Here is a 24867-nt window from a genome sequence, read left to right as displayed (position 1 = left end):
TAAATTTTATATCAATCTGTTAGAATTCTTATTATTTTTTAGGAGCCTTTGGAGCTACTGTTAAAAACATGCGTTTACCTTCTAATTTCGGTAAAAGCTCTACCTTACCGTAATCCTCTAAAGCCTGAGCAAAGCGTAACAACAAGATCTCACCTTGATCCTTGTGTACAATAGCACGACCTTTGAAGTGTACATAAGCACGAACTTTCTCTCCACTTTCTAGAAACTTAATAGCATGTTTCAATTTGAACTCAAAATCATGCTCACCAGAGTTAGGTCCGAAACGGATTTCTTTAATAACAGTCTGTTTTGCATTAGCTTTGATTTCCTTTTGTTTCTTCTTCTGTTCGTAAACAAACTTACTGTAGTCGATAATCTTACAAACCGGCGGTACAGCATTTGGCGAAATCTCCACTAAATCAAGTTCCAACTCATCAGCCAACTCTAACGCTTTGCGCGTAGGGTAAACTCCTTGTTCCACATTATCTCCTACCAAGCGCACCTCCGGTACCTTGATTAACTCATTAATGCGGTGATCTGGTTCTTTCTTTCTCATTGGTGGTCTTGGACCACCGGGTCTTTTTAATGCCAAATGTTTAAAAATTAAACGGTTATTTCCTTAATTAATATATCTCTAAATGCCTCAGCAGTCATTGTTCCCAATTCCACTGAGCCATGTTTACGTACAGAAACTGTGCCATTTTCCACCTCTTTTTCCCCTACAATCAACATATAAGGAAGCTTTTTCACTTCGGCGTCTCTGATTTTTCTGCCCACTTTCTCGTCACGTAAGTCTATCAGTCCGCGAATATCGGAATTATTTAGCGAATTCAAAACATTTTGCGCATATTCTTCGTATTTTTCTGACACTGGCAAGACGATAAATTGCTCAGGTGCAAGCCATAACGGGAATTGTCCCGCACAATGTTCGATCAGTACAGCTACAAAACGCTCCAAAGATCCAAAAGGTGCACGGTGAATCATTACTGGACGATGTTTCATATTATCACTTCCAGTATATTCCAATTCAAAACGCTCAGGTAAATTATAATCGACCTGTATTGTACCCAATTGCCACTTCCGTCCTAAAGCATCCTTCACCATAAAGTCTAACTTAGGACCATAGAAAGCCGCCTCTCCATATTCCACGACTGTCGGTAAACCTTTCTCTTCAGCAGCCTCAATAATCGCAGACTCAGCCAAAGCCCAATTTTCGTCAGTACCAATATATTTTGTACGGTTTTCAGGATCACGTAATGACACTTGTGCTGTATAATCATTAAAGCCTAACGCTCCAAATACATAAAGAACCAAGTCTATTACCTTTTTGAATTCATCTTTAACCTGATCAGGACGGCAAAACAAATGTGCATCATCTTGCGTAAACCCACGAACCCTTGTCAAACCGTGAAGCTCACCAGATTGCTCGTAACGATATACAGTACCAAACTCAGCAAAGCGAACCGGTAAGTCCTTATACGAGCGTGGTTTTACTTTATAAATTTCACAATGATGCGGACAGTTCATTGGTTTTAACAAAAACTCTTCTCCTTCGATCGGAGTCTTTATTGGTTGAAATGAATCCGCGCCATATTTCTCATAGTGTCCAGAAGTCACATATAACTGCTTATGCCCGATATGCGGCGTAACAACAGGCTCATACCCAGAGTTTAACTGTGCTTTCTGCAAAAAGTCTATCAGCTTTTGACGTAATGCAGCTCCTTTAGGCAACCAAAGTGGCAAACCTGCACCAACTTTTTCAGAAAAAGCAAAAAGTTCCAACTCTTTCCCAAGTTTACGGTGATCGCGTTTTTTCGCCTCTTCTATAAATTTCAAATACTCTGTAAGCTCCGATGCCTTAGGGAACGTAACACCATAAATACGTGTCAACTGTTTGCGAGACTCATCACCCCTCCAGTAAGCACCGGCAACATTAGTCAATTTAATCGCTTTAATAAACCCAGTATTTGGAATATGAGGGCCACGACATAAATCTGTAAATTCCCCTTGCGTGTAGAAAGTAATCTTTCCATCTTCCAAGTCTTTGATTAAATCTAGCTTATACTCATCTCCTTTTTCAGTAAAGTAAGCCAATGCATCCGATTTCGAAACAGCTTTACGTTCAAATGTTTCTTTCCGTTTAGCCAGCTCCAGCATCTTGTCTTCGATGGCTTTAAAGTCATCAGACGAGAATTCACGATCACCAAAATCAACATCGTAGTAAAATCCGGTTTCAATCGCGGGACCAATACCAAATTTAATCCCTGGATACAATGCCTCCAAAGCCTCAGCCAGTAAGTGGGCTGAAGAATGCCAAAAAGTGGATTTACCTTTGGTATCATTCCAGGTTAATAACTTAACAGTAGCATCATTTTCAATAGCACGGGCAGAATCCCACACTTCGCCATTTACTTCGGCAGCAAGAACGTTTCTTGCAAGCCCCTCTGAGATGGATAACGCAATCTCTGCAGCAGTGATTCCTTTTTGATACTCTCTTACGGAACCATCCGGTAGTGTAATTTTAATCATTTACAACTATGATCTTTAAATTGTTAAAAAATAGAAAACATAAAACAACATGTACAATTATGTTATTACACTTACGTTTTCAATAAATAAATTGTGACACAAATTTAGTAAAAATTCTGATAAAATAACAGGTTTTTTGCGCTATTCAACGCATTATTCAGGGCATTTACAGGCTCCCCACCTCTCCACTGTTCAAATACGCCGACTTCATTGGCTTTACACACTTTACATCCTCATCGTTGCAGTTTAAAACGGATTGATAATCTGATCTTATTGACCAACAATATCGCTCTATGGTACCGAGGTACATCCCAACAATTAATGAAAATCAGGTTATATATTAACAGGGTAATTGCAGGGGGTTAACAGGGGTAAATCCCTATTAACCCCCTGTTATACCTCTACAAAAAGAGTGTTGTTTCACTGTTAATAGAAAACATAGTATAGGCTGATAGCATGGTAGCAGTAAACTATGTGCTTTGTTTAAACATGAACCTAAAAACAAAGGGATAAAAGCAGATTATACCAGCTACTATATATAAAAAAATGACAGGGCAGCTACTTAAAAGCAACAGGACAAATTGAGCATCTCATTAATATTTGCTACCTTTGCAGACTGAAATTTTAACTATGTCAAATCAAGTACCAGAAGACGGAACACTATTACCCCTAATGGAAGAATTTTACACGATTCAGGGAGAAGGCTACCATACCGGGACTGCTGCTTATTTCATACGATTGGGTGGTTGCGATGTTGGCTGCCATTGGTGCGATGTAAAGGAAAGCTGGGATGCATCTATCCACCCCCTTACAGCCGCAGATTCGATTATCGAAAATGCAAAGAAATATCCGGCAAAAACTGTTGTCATTACGGGTGGCGAACCGCTTATTTATAATTTGGATTACCTAACAAAAGGGCTTCATGAGGCAGGGATTAAAACGTTTATTGAAACCTCTGGTGCATATCCTCTGAGTGGTGAATGGGACTGGATATGTTTATCTCCAAAAAAATTCAAAGCACCACGCAAAGATGTGTTAGAAGCTGCTGGTGAACTTAAAGTTATCGTTTTCAATAAAAGCGATTTCGCTTGGGGAGAAGAATATGCACAACTTGTAGGGCCAAACTGCAGATTATACCTTCAACCTGAATGGTCGAAATCTAAAGAAATGACGCCTTCTATTATTGATTACGTAAAAGAAAACCCTAAATGGGATATTTCACTACAAACACATAAGTTTTTAAACATTCCTTAATAGTGAAATGCACGATTAAATAGACACAAAAAAGGCTTTCGACAGTATCGAAAGCCTTTTTTTATCAATCTATATTAATGCATGTCATTTAAATCACTTCACATAGGTTTTTAAAAAAGTGTCCAGGTCTAGCGTCTTCGTTTCTTCACCTTCCTTCTCCCGGACCAGCACATTTCCAGCATTATCAGCATCTAGAAATAATAAGGTCGCCTTTAATAAAATCTTTCCATTTTCATCCAACAATCCAACTTTACCATTTTCAGAGAACATCAAATAATTGTCTAAAAATTTACTGATATTTTCCTTCTTGTCAAGCAGAACTTTCCCTTCCTGTGTAACCAATCCAAAATTACCATCCTTCTGAAAAATAGCAAGTTTTTGATTTGCTGGCGTAAGCCAGTCAAACCCTTCCTTATTTACCTTCCCCCCCTTCTTATCCAACAACCAAAAATAATTATCCTTATCTGAAACAATAGCAGTCTGCTCATTAAAATACGCTAAAGAGAAAAGAGAGCAAGGCAGCACATCTTCTCCCGCCATGTTTTTTATACCATAATATTCATCATTGGTATCTTTATCCTTGACCATGGTCCATTTAAGTGACTTATCCAATGGGAAAGTATCTTCAAATAAACTCACATCTTCCCCCTCACTCGTATTACCTCCCCCCGAGATATCAATCACCTTTGCATTTTTGGGAAGCTCGAAATCTGCCGCAGAAGATACATTGGTGACTTTCGTTGTTTCAAAACCAAGATCATTGTTCTCACCCAAAGACAATTTGAGCACACCTCCAGGCAAATCATTGATAAATGAAAATGCCGTCAAATAATAAGTAGGCACCGCTTCCGAATACCATACCGTTGCTACTGCAGAATCGGCATTGTTTTTTATAAATAACTTTGCTTTCTTACAGGTAATTCCCGCTATCGATTCGATCTCGCCCATATCTTGCAGCTGCACATAGGGACCTTCCGACTCCCCTAACTTCGCACTGACAATCTTATAGGCTGGATTGTATGCTTCGGCAGTAACAATATCATCACCGACCGAATACGAATATGTTTTTGCTAATTTTCGATTTAAAATAGCATGTGCTTTTTGATTCACGACAGTGGAAGAATAATCGGCATCTGTTAAAATTTCCACATTCCGATAAGCCATTTTTCCTTTCAAAAATGGCTCATAAAACTCTTTTGCAAATTCCGGAACTTCATTTTCAAATTTTTCAGGTGAAACTTCGCCTTTAAACACCAACTCCATCTGCCATTGCTTATCTTGCGCATAAGTTGTCGAAATTGATAATCCAAATAATAGTGCAACGCTGAGTAAATTATTCATAAGAATGATAAATATGTAGCTAAATAACAAAAGACAGACCAAAAAGCCTATCTTTTGCTCTATTTTTTTATTTATTTACTTTTTTCTCTTCATATTTCCATAAAATGTAAAAACGTGATCGCTAAGCAAAATGAACTACAATTTTATCATCTGTTTTGTTTTCACCGCTTCGTCACATGCCAAAGCAATCCGTAGACTATTAACAGCATCTTCCATCGAATCAGAAAGGTCCAAATTATCTACAATCGCCTGCAGAAAGAATAATTGCTCCCGATTACATAATTCTTGATGATCAGGCTCATCAGATAAGTTGACCCACTCATCGACCTTCGTAAATTCGTTTGCCGAATCTAAATCGGCGTAATGTACGCGAAGGCTTTCTGTTTGTGTATGGGATGCTACCGAATCCGATTTACCTTCATCGCTTGCTTTGTTTGCGATAATGGAAACGGCGCCCTTAGGTCCAAAAACGTCCTTTACAAAAAAAGCGTTTTGACTGACCATTGGTCCCCATCCGGCTTCATACCATCCTACGGACCCATCTTCAAAATGCAGCTGCAATTGTCCGTAGTTGTAGTTCCAGGCAGGAATCTCATCGGTTAACCGTGCACCTATTGCAGATACATACAATGGCTTCGCCCCCACCATTTGACACATGACATCAATATAATGAACTCCGCAGTCAACAATGGGACTTAAACTAGACATCAGATTTTTATGCACATCCCACATATACCCATGGCTCTGCTGATTCAGGTTCATACGCATAACAAGTGGCTTTCCCATTGTTTTGGATATTTCAATAAATTTGATCCAGGAGGGATGATACCTCAAAATATATCCAACAACCAATTTTTTATCGTATTGCAGCGCTGCATCGACGACTTCCTGCGCCGAAATCACGTCTTCAGCTAAAGGCTTTTCAATAAAAACATGAGCGCCAGCCTGAAAGGCTTTTATAGCATACGCTTTATGTGTATCTGGATAGGTCGCAATACAAACGGCATCCGGTTTCGTTTCCTGAAGTGCATCCTCATAAGATTCAAACAGTTTATAGTTACCTCCCAATTGCTCATTCAGTTTACTTTTGCTCTCCCCGCGAGCTACTAGACCCACAATTTGAAAGCCATCTAAATCGTGATATGCCTTCGCATGAGATGCGCCCATATTTCCACATCCAACAACCAATATTTTAATAACCTCTTGTATCATTTTTTTTCTATTGCTATATTATTTCTTTAATCCGTCCAAAGCAAAGGCCGCTCCCGTTCCTAGTACAGCTCCTGCTAATACATCGGAGGGAAAATGTACGCCCAAATACATCCTTGAATATCCCACGCTACTCGCCCATAAAAGGGATGGCGCAACGACGTACCACTTCGAGTAGGCTCGAGACAAAGCAGAAGCCGTAGCAAAAGCAGATGACGTATGACCAGAGGGAAAGGAATACCCACCGGCTGTACGAACCGATATGAAATTAGGATATTTTTTAAATGGCCTACTTCGCTTAAAGATATGTTTTAAACCAACATTCACTAGCGCTGTTACAGCCGTACTACTGGCGACATACAGGGCATTCTGACGCATTGCCTTATCATCGTTGACCGCACCTGCCACCAGTAAACCAACAGGAACGGCTATCTGAACATAGTTATTGATATCAGAAAGCACTTTAAATGTTTGTGTTTGTGGCGCTGTCCGAGTCTCAGCTATGGACTCCAATATCCGGATATCTAACGTAGACGCTGGACTTTCTTGTCCTAGAACAGGGCCATAAAGACAGTTAACCCAACAAATAAAAATAAAAGCTAATCTTTTCATCTAACAAATAATTGATCTAATTTACCATTCCCTTGAATTAGGTACCACTAAACACACTACTCCAATTTATTAAACAACAACTTCTCCCCCCACTATTGTCACTTTTATCCGTTATTAACTTAATAAGTCACTCCCCAATCCTTAAAAATAAGGAAATTTATGAGAGTTGTCACCCTATCAAGAAACATTTCGATTGGACAAAATTTCACAGCTCACTATTGGCGTAATTCAAACAGCTTACTATAGGATAGGAAATCAGCATTGTCTTTTGTCTAAATTATAGTGTATTCCCCAATCAATGACCTAGTTTTTACAATTTTTTCAAGAAAATTGAATTCATTTCAACAACAAGTCCATTAGGATAAGAATTTTAAAATGATAGTCTTGCATTTCCCATTAATTTACTATACATTTGCTTGCAGTTATTAATACAAACATGGTCTATACTTGCGTACATCATTTTCATTTTCATCATCGCCATTGTGGCGATATGTTAATTTAATGTGTTCTTACGTAGAATACCTTCCCTCTTGTTTGATTTCTTATTATTAATAATTTACTGCTAACATTTATAAAGCGTTGAAAAATCTTAAAATTGCTATCCAAAAATCGGGTAGGTTAAACGAAAAATCTGTTCAATTACTGAAAAATTGTGGTTTAGACTTCGAGAACTACAAAAGTTCTTTAATCACCACGGTTGGGAATTTCCCACTCGAAATATTATTTCTGAGAGATGATGATATTCCGGGATATGTGGAACAAGGTATAGCCGACCTGGGCATCGTCGGTGAAAACATCATTGATGAGACCGAATCCAAAGTAGAATACATCAAGAGGCTTGGTTTTGGAAAATGTACGTTGAAACTGGCTATTCCCAAAGATAGCACCATCCAAGACGTTAAAGACCTTAACGGCAAAGCAATCGCAACCTCTTATCCAAATATCCTAAAGAATTTTCTAGACGAGTATAAGATCAATGCAGATATCCGTTTGATATCTGGCTCAGTTGAAATTTCTCCCGGTTTGGGTCTTAGTGATGCGATCTGTGATATCGTATCGACCGGTGGAACACTAAAAAGTAATGGTTTGAAGCCTTTTGCTGATGTTAAAAATTCAGAAGCCATATTGGTCGGAAGAAAGGGATTGGAAGGCAATGAAGTTTTGGCGGAATTAGTGCAACGTATCGAATCTGTTCTTTTAGCAAAAGAAACTAAATATGTGGTATTGAATGTCGAAAAGAAAAATTTGCCGGCTATTACTTCTTTATTACACGGTGTTAAGAGTCCTACGGTTGTTCCACTGGCAGAAGAAGGTTGGGTTGCTGTACACACTGTTATCACGGAAGATGACTTTTGGGATAAGATCAATAAGTTAAAAGCTGAAGGTGCCCAAGGTATCGTTGTAATGCCAATTGAAAAAATCATCCTTTAAACTTGACACGCGAGGTACGACTATGTTAAAAAAATATGATTACAAGACCCTAGGGAAAGAGGAAATACAACAATTAGTTGCCCGAAATATGGACCCCAACAATGCAATTCAGGATGTTGTTCAGGAGATTATTCAACAAGTACGTCAACAAGGTGATGTGGTTCTGCGCGAATATGCCGCCAAATTTGATAAAGTTGAACTTGACAGATTATATTTAGACGAGGAAGATATCGACGCTTTGGCGTCTACCATAGGCCGTGATCAACAGAGAGCACTTGAAATCGCTTTTCAAAATATCCATAAATTCCATAGTACACAGCTAAAAAGAGAGCGTACGGTTGAAACAATGCCCGGTGTAAAATGCTGGCGAGAAGTCCGTCCGATTGAAAAAGTTGGACTTTACATCCCTGGCGGGTCAGCAGTTTTACCAAGCACGCTTTTAATGCTTGGTGTCCCGGCAAGGATAGCTGGATGCAAAGAGATCGTCGTTTGTTCTCCACCTCAATCCAATGGGAAAATCAATGGCTTTATCGCTTTTTGTTTAAAATTACTTAAGATAAACAGAATATACTTAGTTGGAGGTGCTCAGGCTGTTGCAGCGATGGGTTTTGGAACGGAGACCATACCAAAAGTGGATAAGATCTTTGGCCCGGGCAATCAGTTTGTCACAAAAGCAAAATCCATCATACAGGGGCTAGCAAATGTCAGTATTGATATGCCTGCAGGACCATCCGAAGTGCTGGTCGTCGCGGATGAATCGGCAAGCCCAGCATTTGTGGCAGCAGATCTTTTGGCACAGGCTGAACATGGAGCCGACAGTCAAGCAGTCCTGGTTGCAACATCCAATGCGCTAGTTGATGCAGTCAACACAGCCCTTGTAGCCCAGTTAGCGGTTTTGCCACGCAAGGAACTCGCTTCAAAAGCGATTGAAAATTCCTATGCAGTAACTGTTGAGACGCTTCAGGAGGCCATACAGTTTTCAAACGATTATGCACCAGAACACCTTATTTTGGAGACGGACCAATGGGAATCCTTAACACGCTATATCAGCAATGCTGGTTCTGTTTTTTTAGGACACTTAACACCTGAAAGCGCAGGAGATTATGCCTCAGGTACAAATCACACACTACCGACATCAGGTTATGCACGCTCCTATTCAGGCGTATCGGTAGATTCTTTTGTTAAAAAAGTTACCTTTCAACATATAAACGAAACCGGGCTTCAACAAATCGGATCAGTGGTTGAAATACTCGCTGAACTCGAGGGACTACAGGCGCATAAAAATGCGATTTCCATTCGGAAGAATGGATAAAAATCCCTATTGAAAACACAAAAAAGGCTTTACAATGTAAAGCCTTTTTTGTGTGATTGATCGCATAAATATTGTCTCGTAATGCCAACTGAATTATCTTCCAAAGGTGTCATAATTATCTGTTGCATATCTTTCAAACCTAGTCAGCAAGGCTATATTATCTTTTTCCAGTTGACTTAAGTCTGCACTCACATCTTTTGAAATAGGTACATACCAATCTACAGGCTCAAAAAATTGGCGAATGCTGGGTTTAGTAAACGCATAGCCATGTCGGGCGAAAATGGTATTCCGAATAATTTCCAAATCTAATTTCTTGAGGTTTTTCAGATCTTTCTCTGTCAACTTTTGCTTAGACGCATTTACAGTAAAGACTGCGGGAGATGCAGATCTATAATATTGTATAATGTATGTATACGTTGAGTCACCATCCACGTCAGTTTCCTCTTTTCTTTTTTCATTAATCCAGTCAACCAACGTCCCCTCCTCTCCATCCTGATTTTTAAGCATCAGATTTGGATTATAGGCAAATTGTTTTTTCAACAATTTAAAGTTTCGCTTTTTGATCTTTACACCCTGGTCATACGCAGACCAGTTACCAATTAGCGTGTCATGATTAAGCTTAATTTCAAAACGCCCGTCGGATTTTCTGTCTCCAGGTTCATCCAATAATAAGCGAATATCAGCACCGTTTTCTTCCAACTTCCCCACAAAAGAGCGCAGATTCCCCTTTACAACATTCTGTCCATAAACACCTCCTTTATCGGTAATTTTCTTTATCGTCAGATTTATCTTCGGAGCGTAATCCGTTGTTGGCAAACCCTCATCTTCTCCAAGTGTTCTTTCATCAACGACAAAGTCGCCAACCCAATTACCGTAAAGTTCCTGATGGGCCTCACGCTCGACGGCAACAGTATCTTTTATTTCGGCAGTTTCATTCTTTTTACTTTTCCCATCCTTACAACCAAGGACTGCTCCAAGCAATAACAGTAAACAAAGGTTTTTCTTCATAATTTATGATTTTTTTGATAAATAATAAATTCCGCCAGCAACAAATTAGGTATCCATCCCAGCCATGTAATAATTTGATAAACATCCATGGGATTGGGCTGAAAGAAGTATACTAAAGCAACCTTCCAAAAACGTAGGGTCAATGCCGAGCAGGTTAATGCAAAACTACGGATCATAAAATCACGGTGTTTATCAAATTTTCGCTGACTCGCCAAACGAACTGCCCGCCATGTAAAATAGCACCATCCAAGCCCCAATAATTCAAAGGCAATAATAGCGGTTAACCCGCCATTCGCCACGGATCCAATAAGCAAACCTGAAGGAGCGGCAAAAACCAAAATGGCGAATACATATAAATACCCGATACTTCGATGGACTCGCGGATATTTATTCAATAGATAAGTATTAAACTGCGTAAAGCCGGCAGGCAAGGCAAAGATAGCCGTGCAAACATGGATATAAAACACGTAGCGATACCACCAAAGTGATTCTATTTCGGTCTGCTTAATCATCAAGAAATTAGCATCGAGAGAGAAGCCGCGATAGCGAAAAGTAATTTCAGCCATCAACAGGCAGCTGTAAGCAAAGATTAAAAGCCAAAATCCATGTAATATCGAAAATTGAGCCCTTTTAAACATACCTTTTTTATTTACTCCGAATCGCTTCTACCGGATCCAGTCGAGAAGCCATTAAAGCTGGAACAATGCCCGATATTAACCCAATAAAAGTAGAAAGTGAAACAGTAAGCATTACCATTTTCAAACTGACCACAATAGCAACGCCAGTCGCAGCTTGTACCACAAAAGCCAAAAAATAGACGACAACGAGACCAATCCCTCCACCCAACAAACAAAGTACAATAGACTCTACTAAAAATTGTGAAAGAATAAAGAAATTTTTAGCTCCTAGCGCTTTCTGAATTCCGATGATATGTGTACGTTCTTTGACACTTACAAACATAATATTGGCAATGCCAAAACCGCCGACTAAAATTGAAAAAATACCAATTGAAAAACCCGCCAGATTAATGATACCAAAAAGCTGATCCAATGCACCTGTGATCATTGTTGTCTGGTTAATGGAAAAATTCTCCTCCCGTTGTGGTGATATACGACGAATCGACCGCATAAGTGTTTTCGCTTCGCTCTCAGCCTCGCCAAGCGTGTAGTTCGATTTAATAACCATCGCTATACTCGGTGAGAAATTATCATAGTTGACCAAATTTCTAGCCAGCTCAAACGGAATAAAGGCTGTATCATCCGGAGAGGTATTAATCAATACACCATTTCCTTCTTTCTTTAATACACCAATAACCTGAATTTTTCGGCCTAACATATTGATATATTTGCCAACTGGTTCCTCATTAGGAAAAAGCCCCTCTGCAATATTTGCGCCCAACACAGTTACAAGAGCTCCACCCCTCGACTCACTTTCAGCAAAGTAACGACCATCTATAATATTCAAATTTTGAATGTAAAGATTTTCGTAAGTCGCAGCATTAACCGATGAGCCTTGGGCCGAATTATTTTTATATTTAATAGTCGTATTGCCGATATTGATCATATACGCCATATACTCAGCCGTCGTCATCCGGCTTTTTAAATCCAGGTAATTATTGTATGTGGGTTCGGGTCTATTCAAGTATTTCCACCAAGGGAAATTTGGGCCGCCATCCCAGGGCCATTTTTCGATATACAGTGTTTTGCTGCCAATCTTCTTGACTGATTCCTCTATATTATTCCGTAGGGTATCTACTGCAGAAAATACACCAATAATCGTAAAAATACCGATGGTCACACCCAGCAGCGAAAGTAAGGTGCGAGTACGATTGTCTTTCAATGCCGAAAAAGCAAACTGACAACTCTCCAATATCAATCTAAAAAATAGCATAATTGTATTCTAAAATACAATATAGTTTTGATTTAATGTCAAAATCCCCAAAAATATATACATTAATTAGAAATATGGCTCTTCCATACCCGAAAAAGTTATAACTTTGTATGCTTTTGGCAGCCTGGTATTTGGTGCACTGTAATGCACTGAAAGGCAGATATTAATATATACTATTATTAAAGATGAAGTTATCTCAATTTAAATTCAACTTACCAGAATCATTACTTGCTTCTGAACCTTCTGAAAATCGTGACGAATCACGCTTGATGGTCCTACATAGAGATACTGGTAAAATTGAACACAAAATTTTCAAAGATGTATTGGATTATTTCGATGACAAGGATGTCATGATCTTAAACAATACTAAAGTTTTTCCAGCGCGCCTTTACGGTAATAAAGAAAAAACTGGAGCGACGATTGAAGTTTTCTTGTTGCGTGAATTGAACAATGAACTTCGTCTTTGGGATGTATTGGTAGACCCTGCGCGTAAAATCCGTGTAGGCAACAAATTATATTTCGGTGATGATGATTTATTGGTTGCCGAAGTGGTTGACAATACAACTTCTCGTGGTCGTACAATTAGATTTTTATTTGACGGTACCGATGAAGAGTTCCGCCGTAATATCGAAATCTTAGGTGAAACTCCGCTTCCTAAATATATCAAGCGTAAAGCTACACCGGAAGATAAATTCCGTTATCAAACAATCTATGCAAAAAATGAAGGGGCTGTCGCTGCACCTACAGCGGGACTTCACTTCTCCAGAGAGTTAATGAAACGCTTGGAACTAAAAGGCGTTGATTTTGCAGAAGTTACTCTTCACGTTGGGCTTGGAACTTTCCGTACCGTTGAAGTCGAAGATTTAACCAAACATAAGATGGATTCCGAACAGTTTATCATCACTGATGAGGCTGCGCGCGTTGTTAATAAAGCTATCGATAACAAACGTCGTGTGTGTGCTGTAGGAACGACTTCTATGCGTGCAATAGAATCTTCTGTTTCTGCAGACCATCACTTAAAAGCGGCTTCTGACTGGACCAGTAAGTTCATCTACCCTCCTTACGATTTCAGTATTGCAAACTCGATGATTACAAACTTCCACACGCCAGAATCTACACTTTTGGTGATGATTGCTGCTTTCGCTGGTTACGAAAACGTCATGAATGCATACGAAGTTGCAGTAAAAGAAAAATACAGATTCTATAGCTATGGTGATGCCATGTTAATTATCTAATGATTTGATATAACAAAAACAGAAAACGTGGATGGCTTCATAACTATCCACGTTTTTTTTAAATAAAAACCCTTCAATAATACCATGAATTTTGCCATAATCGTTGCTGCAGGAATCGGAAACAGGATGAAAAGCGATCTTCCAAAGCAGTTTCTTAACTTGGATGGGCTGCCGATCGTGATGCATACTATTGATCGCTTCTATCAATCCAACACCATTTCAGAAGTTATCTTGGTAATCAGTGAAGCAATGGAAAGCTATTGGAACCAGTTATGTGTAAAGTATCAGTTTGACAGACCAATACATATTGCATTTGGCGGAAAAACTCGTTTCGAAAGCGTAAAGAACGGTATAGACTACATTAAACAAAACTTCGACATTGGTCCTAAAGATTACATCGCCGTACACGATGGAGCTCGTCCGATTATTTCGGACGATTTAATTAGAAAGGCTTTTCAGGGAGCTTACGAACACCAAGCAATTGTATTGGCACAAAAGAGTGTTGAATCGGTGCGTTTAGGAAATATATCCACAAATACCGCCACAGATAGAAATCAGATTTGGCTGATACAAACTCCACAAGTCTTCCTCGGAGCATTGTTGTTAAAATCCTACCAACAAGATGAAGATCCACTTTTTACAGATGATGCTTCAGTGGTCGAAAAAACGGGCAAAAGTATTTATATTGTTGAAGGTGATTCTAAGAATATAAAAATCACCTATCCCCAAGACTTACAAATTGCCCAACTTTATTTAAAACTAATTTAAATGGTTAAGCATTGCCACGAATAACACGTAGTAATACAACGATAATTGCAATCACCAAAAGAATGTGGATGATATTATTTCCAGCCGCATAACCTCCAAAAAAGCTTATCGCCCAAATGATAACTAAAATAACGGCGATGATGTACAGTAAATTTCCCATTTCCTTATAATTTAATACCTAATTTATTTTTTATAGGTATAACAACGAAAAAAGGACTATAGTTTTATATTAAATAGATTAGGTTATATCCAACTGTAATCTGTCATAGGCTAGAAACATATTTTCGGGCAATTCTCCTGAAACAACTTCATGCAATCCCATTCGATGCCCAATATGTGTAAAATAGGTTTTGTCGGCATGAATATCATCGGCAAATTCAATCGCCTCTTCCAACGTTAAATGTGAAATATGAGATTCCTTCTGTAAAGCATTTACGACAAGAATCTTTACTCCTTCCAATAATTTTCTTGATTCGTCAGAAATGAACTTCGCATCAGTAATATAGGCGAAATCTCCAATTCTAAAGCCCAACACAGGCATTTTATAATGCAGGACTTCGATAGGCATAATTTCCTTTCCGAATAAAGACAATGGCACACCAGCCTTTATCTCTTCCAAATCCAGTCTAGGCGCTCCTGGGTATTTAATTTCCGTAAATGCATAATAAAATTCACGCTTTAGTGCTTCATGAAGTGCTTCGGTGCCGTAAATTGAAATAGAACTATGCTGCTGATAATTAAACGCTCTAACATCGTCCAGTCCCGCAATATGATCTTTATGTGAGTGCGTCATTAATACGGCGTCCAAATGCATAACTTTCTCGCGCAGCATCTGGTATCTAAAATCAGGACCGGTATCGACAACCAATGTATGCTGATTGTATTCAATAAGAATAGAAGAACGTAATCTCTTATCACGTTTGTCTTCAGATTGACAGACCTGACATTGGCATGCTATTACTGGCACCCCTTGTGATGTTCCGGTTCCTAAAAATGTTATTCTCAAGCTACAATTTTTGATTTCAACACATCTTCATATAGTGGAAGAAATTTTTCAGAAATAACCTCCGAATCAATATCAATATCCAGTAATATATTCCACAGTGACTGGATTTTTATTTCAAGATTCGAAAACTTATTGACTACGACCACTTTTGTCGTCTGCAACATACAGGCACCGGTACGAAAGGAACCTTTCTCGTACCTCACTTTATACCCCTGCTCTTTGAAAAACTCCTCTATTTTCGTTAAACTGCTTTGTGTAAACGGTAACAAAATCTCTCCTCCTTTTAAATTTCTACCTCAGTCTCCCAAACTTAGATAAATTTGATTTTATATACAAATAAAATCACGAATGTCAATCAATCGACCAACTTAAGGAGTTCATTGCCAAAAGTATCCCAGCTATATTTCTTTTTCTCGTCAATAATATTTGTTCTAAATTGCTCTTCTTTATTGTAGTGGTAAAATGAAAAAATACCGTCGGCCATTTGACGGGCATCAGGTTCCACGACATAACCAACATACTCATGCTGAACTAATTCAGGCAATCCCCCAACGTTACTGACAATCATCGGTAAATCAAAATGATAAGCAACCTGCGTAATTCCACTCTGTGTAGCACTCCGATAGGGCAAGACCACACAATCTGCCGCTGAAAAATACCTTCCGACCTCCTGATTAGGAATAAAATCAGTATGCATAAAAATAAACTCTTCCAGTTTATACTTTTTTATAAGGTTCAAATAAGGAGCAGGGTCACCATAAAATTCGCCTGCGAGCAGCAATTTCACCCCAAGGGTACGTATTCTGGGATCAGCCAATGCCTCCAGGAGGATATCCAAACCCTTGTATTGACGAATAAAACCAAAAAACAATACGACTTTATCCCCCTCGGCAATCTTAAGTAATCGACGTGCTTCCTTTTTACTCTGATGTACACCATAGTTATCATAGAGTGGATGCGGCGTATATACCGCTGGCATTTTCGGGCTTAACATTTTCAGATCTGCCAGCACACTTTTACTCATGGTGAGACAAGCATCAACAGACTTTAAAAAATAACGAATCAATAAGCTATCCCCTATCCGTTGTTCATGAGGAATGATATTATCAGCGATGCATACAATCTTAGTATGTTTATTTTTTCGAACTTGTCGTTGAATTGTTCCCAAACAAGGTCCAAAAAACGGCATCCAAAATCGTACAATAAGCAAATCATAATTTGCCTTTTTTAGTTCTTTACCTACCTTAATCCAATTAAATGGATTAATGGAATTGACCGTGGTCTTAATATGAAGGCCAGTTGGTGCTGGCTCATCCGAATATTGAGACTTTCCGGGAAAAAGGAAATTAGGATACTGTAAGCTGAAAGAATAGATGTCCACTTCATGCCCTGCTTCCTGAAAGTGAAATGCCAATCGTTCATTAAAAGATGCTATCCCACCGCCCCTTAACGGATAAGCGGACCCTAAAATCACAATTCGCATAATTAATTAAATGACTTTCTCAATTTGATAATCATTCCGATCGGAGCTGCTTCTAGACACTAATTCAGCCAAAAAACCAGTCAGAAATAATTGTGTTCCCAAAATAATCGCTGTCAGCGCAAAGAAAAATAAAGGTTGATCTGTTATATCTCTAAATGGTGTGCCGCTGGCGATACTCATCAATTTGTGGCAAATTAAATAAATGGAGATAAATAAACCTGCAAGAAAACTAATCACGCCCATAACACCAAAAAAGTGCATCGGTCTTTTCGAAAATTTCCCGACAAAAAATATGGATAATAAATCTAAGAAACCTTTCACAAAACGACCCGGGCCAAATTTGGTGGTACCATATTTACGTGGGTAATGCTGTACTACCTGTTCCTGTATATTGGTAAATCCTGCCCATTTTGCAATAACAGGGATGTAACGATGCATCTCGCCATAAACTTCGATGTTTTTGACAACATCTTTCTTATAAGCTTTAAGACCACAATTAAAATCATGCAGGTTATAAATTCCAGACATCGATCTTGTCACCCCATTGAATAATTTGGTTGGGATTGTTTTGGTCAATGGGTCATAGCGTTTTTGCTTCCAACCCGATACTAAATCCGCTCCCTTATTCACGATCCGATCATACAGTTCAGGAATCTCATCTGGACTATCCTGTAGATCTGCATCCATTGTAATAACCACATCGCCCTGTGCAGCAGCAAAGCCTACATTTAAAGCCGCAGATTTTCCGTAATTGCGTCGGAACTTTATCGCAGAAATATTCGTGTTCTTTAACTTCAACTCTTCGATAACTTTCCAAGAATTATCTTTACTCCCATCATCAACTAAAATAATTTCATAGGAAAAATGATTGGCCGCCATAACGCGGTCGATCCAAGCTGTCAATTCGGGTAAGGATTCTTCTTCATTAAATAAAGGAACAACAACAGAAATATCCATGTGAATGTTAATCATGCTAAAAATGTAGTATTATAATACCAACAAAGGTATTACTTTTTCAGTAATACCTTATAGGGTCAATTTTATTTTATTAAACACTAATTGGTCTCTTGTTTGATCACCAATTTTTCTCGTTTTGTCAAGGCTGATAATAGTAATGCAAAAACAAATTGAAACATCAGCGTGATAGCCAACCCTTTGAGCACCTGCCCTAACGTTATCTTTCCAATAGCATCAACTTGCTTTTCAAGTTCCGCGATTTTTGAATCGATAACCTCATCCGGCACATTGTTCTTTTCCATATACTCAATTGTAACATTAATTGTATGTGTCTCCACCTTTTCTTGTAAAGTTGGATTAATGAAATTAACATACGCCTGTGTCCCAATTGTTGAAATAATAGTGGAAATAGCAAGCATCATAAATATGGATTTTAATGCTATAGAAAAATTCCAGTATCCGCCATTTGCTTTCCTAAGAGAGAAAGCGAAAAGCGCAGAAATAATAACAAAAAGACCAGTATTAACAATAAATGACATCGACATTACCCCCCAAAAGGAATTTAAGTCTTTGACAACAAACAAGACGACTAATCCGAGAATGAAAGAAATTATTCCCAGGATAACACCGTAAATAATACTTTTCTTTTTGTCAATTACCTCATCAAATCCTACATTACTTTGGTTGATTGAATCTGCCATAAAAATTATTTGTTATAGTAAGTACTAATTATTTGGTAAAGTGCAATATCAAATGCCTTATTGGAAGACGCTTCTGCATACTCTTCAAATTGTTTTTCAGATGGTTTCAACTCACTAAAGAAGCTCATGATAGGATAAAAAAGTTCGTAGACTTCACTTCTCGGATTTAATCCTTTTCCTACTTTTGCAATTTCAGCATACGGGCTATCTACTACAATTTGATTGGCAATGATATCTTCATAAATTTCATGCTCATCCTGAAATTCATCTTCATCAACTAATAAAAATTCCTTTAAGAAATCATCCAATTCAGGTTCAATCTCATCGTCCTTGCATTCCCCTAAATAAAGAAAAATATTCAACAATTCTGTTCCCCTATCTATAGTTTCATCTTCTATAGCCTCCCATTCCTCGGAATCCAAATAGTCATCTTCAAGCTTTAAAACATCATTGGAGAAAAAGTTCATGAGTAAAAGGTCTACATAAACCTCACGCAACTCATCAAAAAGTGGATAATCATCAAAAGATTGATCCAACAGTTCTAATTTCTCTAAATAACTTGCTTCCGTATTGAATACGGCAATAATCTTTTCAAGAAATTCCGGGGCAGTCGAGATCCCATCAACCTTGCCATAATTTAATATACCTGCCTCAACGGCTGCTTTAATATTTGCTTCCATGGTTTTAATCGTTTTTTATGATTTGATTATTATTGATGATCAATTCGACAGCACCTTTTAAAGTCTGTCCAAATAATGGAGAATTTTTAGATTTAGATCTATTTGTTGTTTCATCGAAGTTCCAAGTCTTCACAGGGTCAAATACGACAAGATTGGCTATTGCTCCCTCCTCAATAAGAGGAACTTCAAGTCCTAGAATCTGCCGGGGTCTAACTGAAAGACTATTGACAATTTGTTCTTCATTTAATCCAGCACGAACCAAGAGTGGTAATACGGTCTGCAGTCCAATAATTCCATTTTTTGCAATATGGAATTCAACATTCTTAAATTCTATTTCATGCGGTGTGTGTTGCGAAACGACAGCATCGATAGTACCGTCCTTAACGCCTTTAAGTAATACCTTCAGATCTGCCTTTGTGCGTAATGGGGGGCTTACCTTATAATTACTATCAAAACCGACAATATCATCGTCAGTAAACACCAATTGATGTGCAGCAACATCACATGTTACTGGAAGACCTTTTGCTTTCGCTTTTTTTATCAGATCGACAGCTTCTGGAGTGCTGATGGATGCAAAATGAATTGGAGCTCCAGTATATTCCGCTAAATACAGATCACGAGAAACCATTAACGATTCGGCCAGGTTAGGAATACCTTTCATTCCCAAATAAGTACTCATCGCACCTTCATTCATTTTGTTTCCACCTGCCATAGACTCATCTTCAGCATGTGATAAAATCAATCCATCGAATCCCTTAGCGTATAACAACGCTCTGCTCATTAATCCCGCCTGCTGTACACTCCTGTTTCCATCACTAAAAGCGACAGCACCCGTTTGCTTCATATCAAATAGCTCGGCCAGTTCTTTCCCTTCTCTCTTTTTACTGATCGCTCCAATTGGATGTACATCAACAATATTTCCTTTCGCTGTATTGACAATAAGTGCAACCTCGGAACGGCTTTGAATCGCCGGTTCGGTATTAGGCATTACGGCTACTCCAGTAAATCCTCCAGCAGCAGCTGCTGCGCTTCCACTAACGATGTCTTCTTTGGTTTCTACTCCAGGTTCTCCAAAATTGGCATGTAGGTCAAAAAAACCTGGCGCTAAAACTTTTCCGGCACCATCTAAGGTTTCTATGTTTTTATCAGCTACTTTGACAGATTTTCCAATCTGTGCAATCTTTCCCTTTTCGATAAATACATCAACTTGCTGCTGATGAAATTCGTTACCAGGTAAAATTACTTTAACAGAAGTAATCAATAAGCTTTTCATATATGAATGTGATTGAAATTAAAAGGATACAACTTATTTATCGAAGCGGGTAGCGTGCGCAGTAAGAATGGACAGACAGTGGCTTTATCACTATAAATCATATAGCTATAAATAACTTTTTCGCGTGATGCTCGTGATTGCTTCATTTCGAGAAACAAAGTTACAAAATACAAATTTATTATAGAACATTAAAAATAGATTTCAACGAGGAATAACTAGGCATTTTCTCCCCACTGATAATGTTTAAATTCAAACCCAGCAAGACTCAAAATCCGATCAACCACGGTTTCTGCGACTTCGTCCAAAGTCTTTGGTAAGCTATAGAATGAAGGTGATGCCGGACAAATGATACCTCCGGCCTCTGTCACCAATTTCATGTTCTGGATATGTATAATACTTAGTGGTGTCTCACGGGTAACCAAAATCAATCTTCGTCGTTCTTTTAGCACGACATCGGCCGCTCGGGTTGTCAAATCAGAAGACACACCGTGGGCTATCCTTGATAATGTCCCCATTGAACACGGACAGACAATCATCGTATCATAGCGAGCCGATCCTGATGCAAAAGGAGCAAAGAAATCACCCTTGTCATAAAACTTGAACGGCACATCCTGATAACTCTCATCGCCCAACTCCGCACGCCATACATCCTTCGCATTATTCGACATCACAATCCCAACCTCTGCGATCTGTGTTTTTAATACCAATAGTTTTTTAAGTAAAACTTTAGCATAGATTGAGCCGCTAGCTCCAGTAATGGCAACAACAATTTTTCTCTTAGACATCTCTTTTAAAATAATAAAAACAAAGCTATAAAAAAAGGGTCGTAGTGAGAAACACCCGACCCTACATCTACCTATGAAAAACATGCCCTTGGGAGGGGCTTAACAAAAGTACATCTACTTTTTAATTTACAAAAACATTATGCGCATTACTACACATTTGTGTATATAAAATACCCTAAAAATTCCTTTTTCCCAGATTTTAAGATCCAATTCACCCCGCAAAAAAAAACTTCTTCCAAATTTCAGTTCAATCCAAAGGAAAATTAAATACAAATATTTTCGCAAATCAAACGCTTATTCTCATCAATAAAGTCTATTTTAGTAACAACGTTAGACAATTTGTTAAGACATGAACCTTTCCGTTTTAGAACAATATATTGAAGAAGGCAAAAGCCATGATATCGACTTATTATTGATTGGGAATCCCGAACTTTTACAAGAAACAACGAGTCATGGAATTTCTCCCCTACTATTGGCTTGCTATTACAACAAACCCCAGATCATACGGATACTTTTACAACACACCAAATCCATGACTATCCATGAGGCTTGCGCGGCTGGGTTAACTTCATACTTGGAGGCCATTATTTCGCAAGCACCATCTGTTGTCAATGAATGGTCGTCACAGGGCTTTACGCCATTAACTTTAGCAACATATTTCAACAAAACAGACATTGTACGTCTTTTACTGTCCAAAAAAGTCAATCCGAATGTCGTAACCAAAAATGAACAACTCACCACTGCGCTACATATTGCCGCTGCAAACAACAATGAAGAGATCGGTAAGTTGCTAATCGAGGCCAATGCTAATGTCAATGCCATTCAAGCGACTGGCGAAACTCCACTTCATTTCGCTGCCCAATATGGTAATATCGATTTTATTGTTGCCTTACTCGAAAATGGAGCCGACACCAGAATCATCAATATTTCAGGGTTAGCTCCAATGGACCTGGCCTTTGAAAAAGGCCATAAAGAGATCGCAGAGATCTTAAAAAATTAATTTCTTTTTAAAATTTCGCATCCGATTCTGCAATGAAGGCAGCGTTTCCGATCACAGTAAAATCTCTTTAATTGTAAAATCCCCTGACTTTGCAATGCGCTTTGAACTTGCCAATCATATTGGGCAAACTGTCTCACAACCATATTTTTTTCTGAAGGAAGCTGCTCCAAAAGAGTTAGGGCCCTATCAATATAGGTCTGAATACTGAAATATTTACCGTATGAAAAAAGAAAAACAATAATCACATTAATAACAAGCGTGTCAATAGTTTCATTACCCAACCGAAGTGTTTCTTTTATCTTCGTTTTTGTACCAAAGGAAAAATGTCCGTCAAAATAATCACTTAGAGACGCTATCTTAAATAATTTTCGAGCTCTTTCCAAATCATCGACAGCCAAAATCTTGGCAACGCCCAACTCGTTCTTGCTAAACAAGACAGCTAATTGAGCAATTCGCCGTTCGGGAAAATTATATGGTCTCATTCTCATCCTCTTCCAAACCCCATAAACAACCTCTATACCGTGTATATGCTTTTGATACTCAAATTCACCGGCTAACTGCTTCATATACTCGCTTCCTGACTCCTGAATTAACAACCCACTAACCCCAAAGAAAAGAGCTTCTATTTTAAATAGGTTTGAACGATATTTTTGTAAAATGTTCCAAGGTAATTTCTCCCCAAGCTCCTGAAATGTATCGGCATTAACTTTTAATCCTATACATCTGCAAATCCATACCCATAACGTTTTTTCCCAATCCGTATTAAATTGATCTAAAATCAACAAAACTTGTTGAACCTTCATTTCTAGGCGTTCAACAGCTAAAGTACTCAGCCACATGGATTTTTTAAAAAGATCAATTGAACCAAGCTGAAACTCACAAGGTATCGAACTTTTTGCGTTCATCATCGTTGAATACCGTTCCAACAGATGCTGTTCGACATATTCCGAAAGCACCAATGTCGGTATTGATGTACCGTCATTTCGGTAAATAACTTTATCGTTTCTCCAAACCACATGTAAGATAACGTTATTATAAACGGTATCTTCTTGATGACAATGTCGATCCCAATCCGAAGATTGGATATGCATCTCGACATGACCAAACCAATCATTATCTTTACACCTAATATGTGACATGAGGAAATCGGGGCCTGAATCTGTATTGTATTGCCCCACATGAACAACGGCCAAGGGTTCACCATCCGTAGAATGCAACCCATTTGCACGGAATAGCCGAAGTTTCCAGATAAACTGCATTAAGTTTTCTGTAACTAACATAATTGTAATTTAAGAATTAAATTAACCGGCTATGGCTTAATTCCCTAAATATACAATTTAATAATCACTGTTTCTTATAGATCTTTAAAAGATCATTGGAAACCAATTTACTTTCAAGCAATTGTCCACTAAATTGTGGAGCCGTAATTCCATTAAATAGCTTTGTTTCGGTTTCAAACACCCTCGCCTCATCCCAGAGATCCGCATCGATAAACATGTGCAGCGTAGCACGCCCTCCTTCAATGATGATTGACTGAACATCCATTAAATATAGTTGATAAAGAATATTCTGCGGCAGATACAACCCGTAATTTTCAAGCTCAATATACTTAACATTTGATGTCCAATCTGTCTTTTTAGCATTGAAGACGATTGTATCAGCTTGATCATCTAGAATATTGGCATCTAGTGGAATGGCAAGATCTCTATCTAAAAGAATACGCAATGGGTTGTTACCCTGCCATTCTCTTACGGTCAGACTGGGATTATCTACAACTGCGGTATTTGTACCGACCAAAATAGCATCTTCCTCTGATCTCCAGCGGTGAACCAACTGTCGGCTAGCAGCATTGCTTAACCAAATTTGTTTATTTTGCATCCCCATAAAACCGTCCTTCGACTGCGCCCATTTTAGAATAACATAGGGGCGGAATTGACCAATACGTGTAAAAAACCGACGGTTGAGCCATACAGCCTCTTTTTCCAGTAAACCAATTTCAACTTCAATACCTGCTTCGCGCAGTATCTCAACTCCCTTGCCATTCACCTTGGCGAAAGGGTCCAAACAAGCGATATAGACTTTTAAGGGTTTTAGCTCTGCAATCATATTGGCACATGGCGGTGTCTTTCCATAATGCGCGCAAGGTTCAAGGCTAACATAAAAAATACTTCCCTCGATAAGCCGTTTTGCTTCTTCCCCATACTTTTGTACAACCTGCTGTACCGCATTGACCTCAGCGTGTGGTCCACCATATGGAGAAGTATATCCTTCACCGATAATTTTACCGTCCAAAACAATGACAGCCCCAACCATTGGATTGGGACTCACTGAACCCGCGCCCATTTGGGCCAGTTCCAAACAACGATGCATATATTGCTTGTGCATATCCATGG

At 38.6% G+C, this 24867-nt stretch carries 25 protein-coding genes; 6 read left to right on the top strand and 19 right to left on the bottom strand.

Going from position 1 to position 24867, the window contains the following annotated elements; translation table 11 throughout:
• Positions 1-31: 31 nt before the first annotated feature.
• A complete protein-coding gene (gene infC, locus B3297_RS07470; RefSeq protein WP_083295912.1) occupies positions 32-592 on the bottom strand; it encodes a translation initiation factor IF-3 in 561 nt (186 codons plus the stop codon).
• Positions 593-603: 11 nt separating this feature from the next.
• Entirely contained in the window at positions 604-2529 is a 1926-nt protein-coding gene (gene thrS / locus B3297_RS07465) for a threonine--tRNA ligase (RefSeq protein ID WP_070565657.1), read from the bottom strand.
• 630 nt (positions 2530-3159) lie between these two features.
• Here thrS and B3297_RS07460 point away from each other — a divergent pair.
• On the top strand, positions 3160-3783 hold the full coding sequence (locus B3297_RS07460) for a 7-carboxy-7-deazaguanine synthase QueE (protein ID WP_046674459.1): 624 nt from the start codon (positions 3160-3162) through the stop codon (positions 3781-3783).
• Between the two features lie 93 nt (positions 3784-3876).
• Here the strand turns inward: B3297_RS07460 and B3297_RS07455 are convergent, their stop codons facing one another.
• The 3 genes from B3297_RS07455 to B3297_RS07445 form a co-directional block, all read right to left on the bottom strand.
• Positions 3877-5124 (bottom strand): hypothetical protein, encoded by a 1248-nt coding sequence (locus B3297_RS07455; RefSeq protein ID WP_070567673.1) that lies wholly within the window; start codon positions 5122-5124, stop codon positions 3877-3879.
• A gap of 135 nt (positions 5125-5259) precedes the next feature.
• Positions 5260-6336: a Gfo/Idh/MocA family protein gene (locus B3297_RS07450; RefSeq protein ID WP_070567675.1), complete on the bottom strand. Its 1077-nt coding sequence runs from the start codon at positions 6334-6336 to the stop codon at positions 5260-5262.
• A gap of 18 nt (positions 6337-6354) precedes the next feature.
• Positions 6355-6945 (bottom strand): phosphatase PAP2 family protein, encoded by a 591-nt coding sequence (locus tag B3297_RS07445; protein ID WP_070567677.1) that lies wholly within the window; start codon positions 6943-6945, stop codon positions 6355-6357.
• A 579-nt stretch (positions 6946-7524) separates the two neighbouring features.
• On the opposite strand from B3297_RS07445, the gene hisG reads away from it, so the two are divergent.
• Together hisG and hisD are read left to right on the top strand one after the other, a co-directional pair.
• Complete coding sequence (gene hisG, locus B3297_RS07440) at positions 7525-8376, top strand: ATP phosphoribosyltransferase (RefSeq protein WP_070567679.1); 852 nt, start codon at positions 7525-7527, stop codon at positions 8374-8376.
• 22 nt (positions 8377-8398) lie between these two features.
• On the top strand, positions 8399-9688 hold the full coding sequence (hisD, locus tag B3297_RS07435; protein ID WP_070567681.1) for a histidinol dehydrogenase: 1290 nt from the start codon (positions 8399-8401) through the stop codon (positions 9686-9688).
• Positions 9689-9781: 93 nt separating this feature from the next.
• Here the strand turns inward: hisD and B3297_RS07430 are convergent, their stop codons facing one another.
• The 3 genes from B3297_RS07430 to B3297_RS07420 form a co-directional block, all read right to left on the bottom strand.
• The gene (locus B3297_RS07430; protein WP_070567683.1) at positions 9782-10696 is read right to left on the bottom strand and encodes a YARHG domain-containing protein; all 915 of its coding nucleotides are present in this window, start codon (positions 10694-10696) and stop codon (positions 9782-9784) included.
• Positions 10693-11262: a DUF2306 domain-containing protein gene (locus tag B3297_RS07425; RefSeq protein ID WP_236560230.1), complete on the bottom strand. Its 570-nt coding sequence runs from the start codon at positions 11260-11262 to the stop codon at positions 10693-10695. The genes B3297_RS07430 and B3297_RS07425 overlap by 4 nt, the downstream gene beginning before the upstream one ends.
• A gap of 79 nt (positions 11263-11341) precedes the next feature.
• Positions 11342-12586 carry an ABC transporter permease gene (locus B3297_RS07420; protein ID WP_175442026.1) on the bottom strand — a complete coding sequence of 415 codons (1245 nt, stop codon included), beginning with the start codon at positions 12584-12586 and terminating at the stop codon, positions 11342-11344.
• Positions 12587-12771: 185 nt separating this feature from the next.
• Between B3297_RS07420 and queA the strand changes: the two genes are divergently transcribed.
• The gene (queA, locus tag B3297_RS07415; RefSeq protein WP_070567689.1) at positions 12772-13821 is read left to right on the top strand and encodes a tRNA preQ1(34) S-adenosylmethionine ribosyltransferase-isomerase QueA; all 1050 of its coding nucleotides are present in this window, start codon (positions 12772-12774) and stop codon (positions 13819-13821) included.
• An 84-nt stretch (positions 13822-13905) separates the two neighbouring features.
• Positions 13906-14589, top strand: coding sequence for a 2-C-methyl-D-erythritol 4-phosphate cytidylyltransferase (locus B3297_RS07410; RefSeq protein WP_115050707.1), 684 nt, complete (start codon positions 13906-13908; stop codon positions 14587-14589).
• Positions 14590-14593: 4 nt separating this feature from the next.
• On the opposite strand, the gene B3297_RS07405 is transcribed toward B3297_RS07410, so the two are convergent.
• The 9 genes from B3297_RS07405 to B3297_RS07365 form a co-directional block, all read right to left on the bottom strand.
• On the bottom strand, positions 14594-14749 hold the full coding sequence (locus tag B3297_RS07405) for a lmo0937 family membrane protein (protein WP_104382583.1): 156 nt from the start codon (positions 14747-14749) through the stop codon (positions 14594-14596).
• A 78-nt stretch (positions 14750-14827) separates the two neighbouring features.
• On the bottom strand, positions 14828-15595 hold the full coding sequence (locus B3297_RS07400) for an MBL fold metallo-hydrolase (protein WP_070567693.1): 768 nt from the start codon (positions 15593-15595) through the stop codon (positions 14828-14830).
• Positions 15592-15864, bottom strand: coding sequence for a hypothetical protein (locus B3297_RS07395; RefSeq protein ID WP_070567695.1), 273 nt, complete (start codon positions 15862-15864; stop codon positions 15592-15594). Before B3297_RS07395 ends, B3297_RS07400 begins: the two co-directional genes overlap by 4 nt.
• Before the next feature lie 86 nt (positions 15865-15950).
• Complete coding sequence (locus B3297_RS07390) at positions 15951-17078, bottom strand: glycosyltransferase (protein ID WP_070567696.1); 1128 nt, start codon at positions 17076-17078, stop codon at positions 15951-15953.
• A gap of 6 nt (positions 17079-17084) precedes the next feature.
• Positions 17085-18035: a glycosyltransferase family 2 protein gene (locus B3297_RS07385; RefSeq protein ID WP_046674669.1), complete on the bottom strand. Its 951-nt coding sequence runs from the start codon at positions 18033-18035 to the stop codon at positions 17085-17087.
• 98 nt (positions 18036-18133) lie between these two features.
• Positions 18134-18736, bottom strand: a complete 603-nt coding sequence (locus B3297_RS07380; protein WP_286778709.1) for a DUF4199 domain-containing protein — start codon at positions 18734-18736, stop codon at positions 18134-18136.
• A gap of 5 nt (positions 18737-18741) precedes the next feature.
• Positions 18742-19416 carry a hypothetical protein gene (locus B3297_RS07375; RefSeq protein ID WP_070567700.1) on the bottom strand — a complete coding sequence of 225 codons (675 nt, stop codon included), beginning with the start codon at positions 19414-19416 and terminating at the stop codon, positions 18742-18744.
• 4 nt (positions 19417-19420) lie between these two features.
• Positions 19421-20689: a dihydroorotase gene (locus B3297_RS07370; RefSeq protein WP_286778708.1), complete on the bottom strand. Its 1269-nt coding sequence runs from the start codon at positions 20687-20689 to the stop codon at positions 19421-19423.
• A 215-nt stretch (positions 20690-20904) separates the two neighbouring features.
• Positions 20905-21474 carry a UbiX family flavin prenyltransferase gene (locus tag B3297_RS07365; RefSeq protein ID WP_070567704.1) on the bottom strand — a complete coding sequence of 190 codons (570 nt, stop codon included), beginning with the start codon at positions 21472-21474 and terminating at the stop codon, positions 20905-20907.
• A gap of 349 nt (positions 21475-21823) precedes the next feature.
• Here B3297_RS07365 and B3297_RS07360 point away from each other — a divergent pair, with 349 nt between their 5' ends.
• Complete coding sequence (locus tag B3297_RS07360) at positions 21824-22474, top strand: ankyrin repeat domain-containing protein (protein ID WP_070567707.1); 651 nt, start codon at positions 21824-21826, stop codon at positions 22472-22474.
• Here B3297_RS07360 and B3297_RS07355 read toward each other — a convergent pair.
• Together B3297_RS07355 and ribD are read right to left on the bottom strand one after the other, a co-directional pair.
• On the bottom strand, positions 22471-23754 hold the full coding sequence (locus B3297_RS07355) for a DUF2851 family protein (RefSeq protein WP_070567709.1): 1284 nt from the start codon (positions 23752-23754) through the stop codon (positions 22471-22473). The genes B3297_RS07360 and B3297_RS07355 overlap by 4 nt on opposite strands.
• Positions 23755-23818: 64 nt before the next feature.
• Entirely contained in the window at positions 23819-24865 is a 1047-nt protein-coding gene (gene ribD, locus B3297_RS07350; protein ID WP_070567711.1) for a bifunctional diaminohydroxyphosphoribosylaminopyrimidine deaminase/5-amino-6-(5-phosphoribosylamino)uracil reductase RibD, read from the bottom strand.
• Positions 24866-24867: the final 2 nt, after the last annotated feature.

Origin of the sequence: Sphingobacterium sp. UBA3519 (genome assembly GCF_002377215.1) — a bacterium.
Lineage (GTDB): Bacteria > Bacteroidota > Bacteroidia > Sphingobacteriales > Sphingobacteriaceae > Sphingobacterium > Sphingobacterium multivorum.
This window is presented reverse-complemented; position numbering and strand designations above follow the sequence as displayed.

Bases quoted from the DNA above. Each gene is read 5' to 3' on its own strand.
- thrS (WP_070565657.1), bottom strand. From the start codon at position 2,529: ATGATTAAAATTACACTACCGGATGGTTCCGTAAGAGAGTATCAAAAA.
- B3297_RS07460 (WP_046674459.1), top strand. From the start codon at position 3,160: ATGTCAAATCAAGTACCAGAAGACGGAACACTATTACCCCTAATGGAA.
- B3297_RS07455 (WP_070567673.1), bottom strand. From the start codon at position 5,124: ATGAATAATTTACTCAGCGTTGCACTATTATTTGGATTATCAATTTCG.
- B3297_RS07450 (WP_070567675.1), bottom strand. From the start codon at position 6,336: ATGATACAAGAGGTTATTAAAATATTGGTTGTTGGATGTGGAAATATG.
- B3297_RS07445 (WP_070567677.1), bottom strand. From the start codon at position 6,945: ATGAAAAGATTAGCTTTTATTTTTATTTGTTGGGTTAACTGTCTTTAT.
- hisD (WP_070567681.1), top strand. From the start codon at position 8,399: ATGTTAAAAAAATATGATTACAAGACCCTAGGGAAAGAGGAAATACAA.
- B3297_RS07430 (WP_070567683.1), bottom strand. From the start codon at position 10,696: ATGAAGAAAAACCTTTGTTTACTGTTATTGCTTGGAGCAGTCCTTGGT.
- B3297_RS07425 (WP_236560230.1), bottom strand. From the start codon at position 11,262: ATGGCTGAAATTACTTTTCGCTATCGCGGCTTCTCTCTCGATGCTAAT.
- B3297_RS07420 (WP_175442026.1), bottom strand. From the start codon at position 12,586: ATGCTATTTTTTAGATTGATATTGGAGAGTTGTCAGTTTGCTTTTTCG.
- queA (WP_070567689.1), top strand. From the start codon at position 12,772: ATGAAGTTATCTCAATTTAAATTCAACTTACCAGAATCATTACTTGCT.
- B3297_RS07410 (WP_115050707.1), top strand. From the start codon at position 13,906: ATGAATTTTGCCATAATCGTTGCTGCAGGAATCGGAAACAGGATGAAA.
- B3297_RS07405 (WP_104382583.1), bottom strand. From the start codon at position 14,749: ATGGGAAATTTACTGTACATCATCGCCGTTATTTTAGTTATCATTTGG.
- B3297_RS07390 (WP_070567696.1), bottom strand. From the start codon at position 17,078: ATGCGAATTGTGATTTTAGGGTCCGCTTATCCGTTAAGGGGCGGTGGG.
- B3297_RS07385 (WP_046674669.1), bottom strand. From the start codon at position 18,035: ATGGATATTTCTGTTGTTGTTCCTTTATTTAATGAAGAAGAATCCTTA.
- B3297_RS07380 (WP_286778709.1), bottom strand. From the start codon at position 18,736: ATGGCAGATTCAATCAACCAAAGTAATGTAGGATTTGATGAGGTAATT.
- B3297_RS07375 (WP_070567700.1), bottom strand. From the start codon at position 19,416: ATGGAAGCAAATATTAAAGCAGCCGTTGAGGCAGGTATATTAAATTAT.
- B3297_RS07370 (WP_286778708.1), bottom strand. From the start codon at position 20,689: ATGAAAAGCTTATTGATTACTTCTGTTAAAGTAATTTTACCTGGTAAC.
- B3297_RS07365 (WP_070567704.1), bottom strand. From the start codon at position 21,474: ATGTCTAAGAGAAAAATTGTTGTTGCCATTACTGGAGCTAGCGGCTCA.
- B3297_RS07360 (WP_070567707.1), top strand. From the start codon at position 21,824: ATGAACCTTTCCGTTTTAGAACAATATATTGAAGAAGGCAAAAGCCAT.
- B3297_RS07355 (WP_070567709.1), bottom strand. From the start codon at position 23,754: ATGTTAGTTACAGAAAACTTAATGCAGTTTATCTGGAAACTTCGGCTA.
- ribD (WP_070567711.1), bottom strand. From the start codon at position 24,865: ATGGATATGCACAAGCAATATATGCATCGTTGTTTGGAACTGGCCCAA.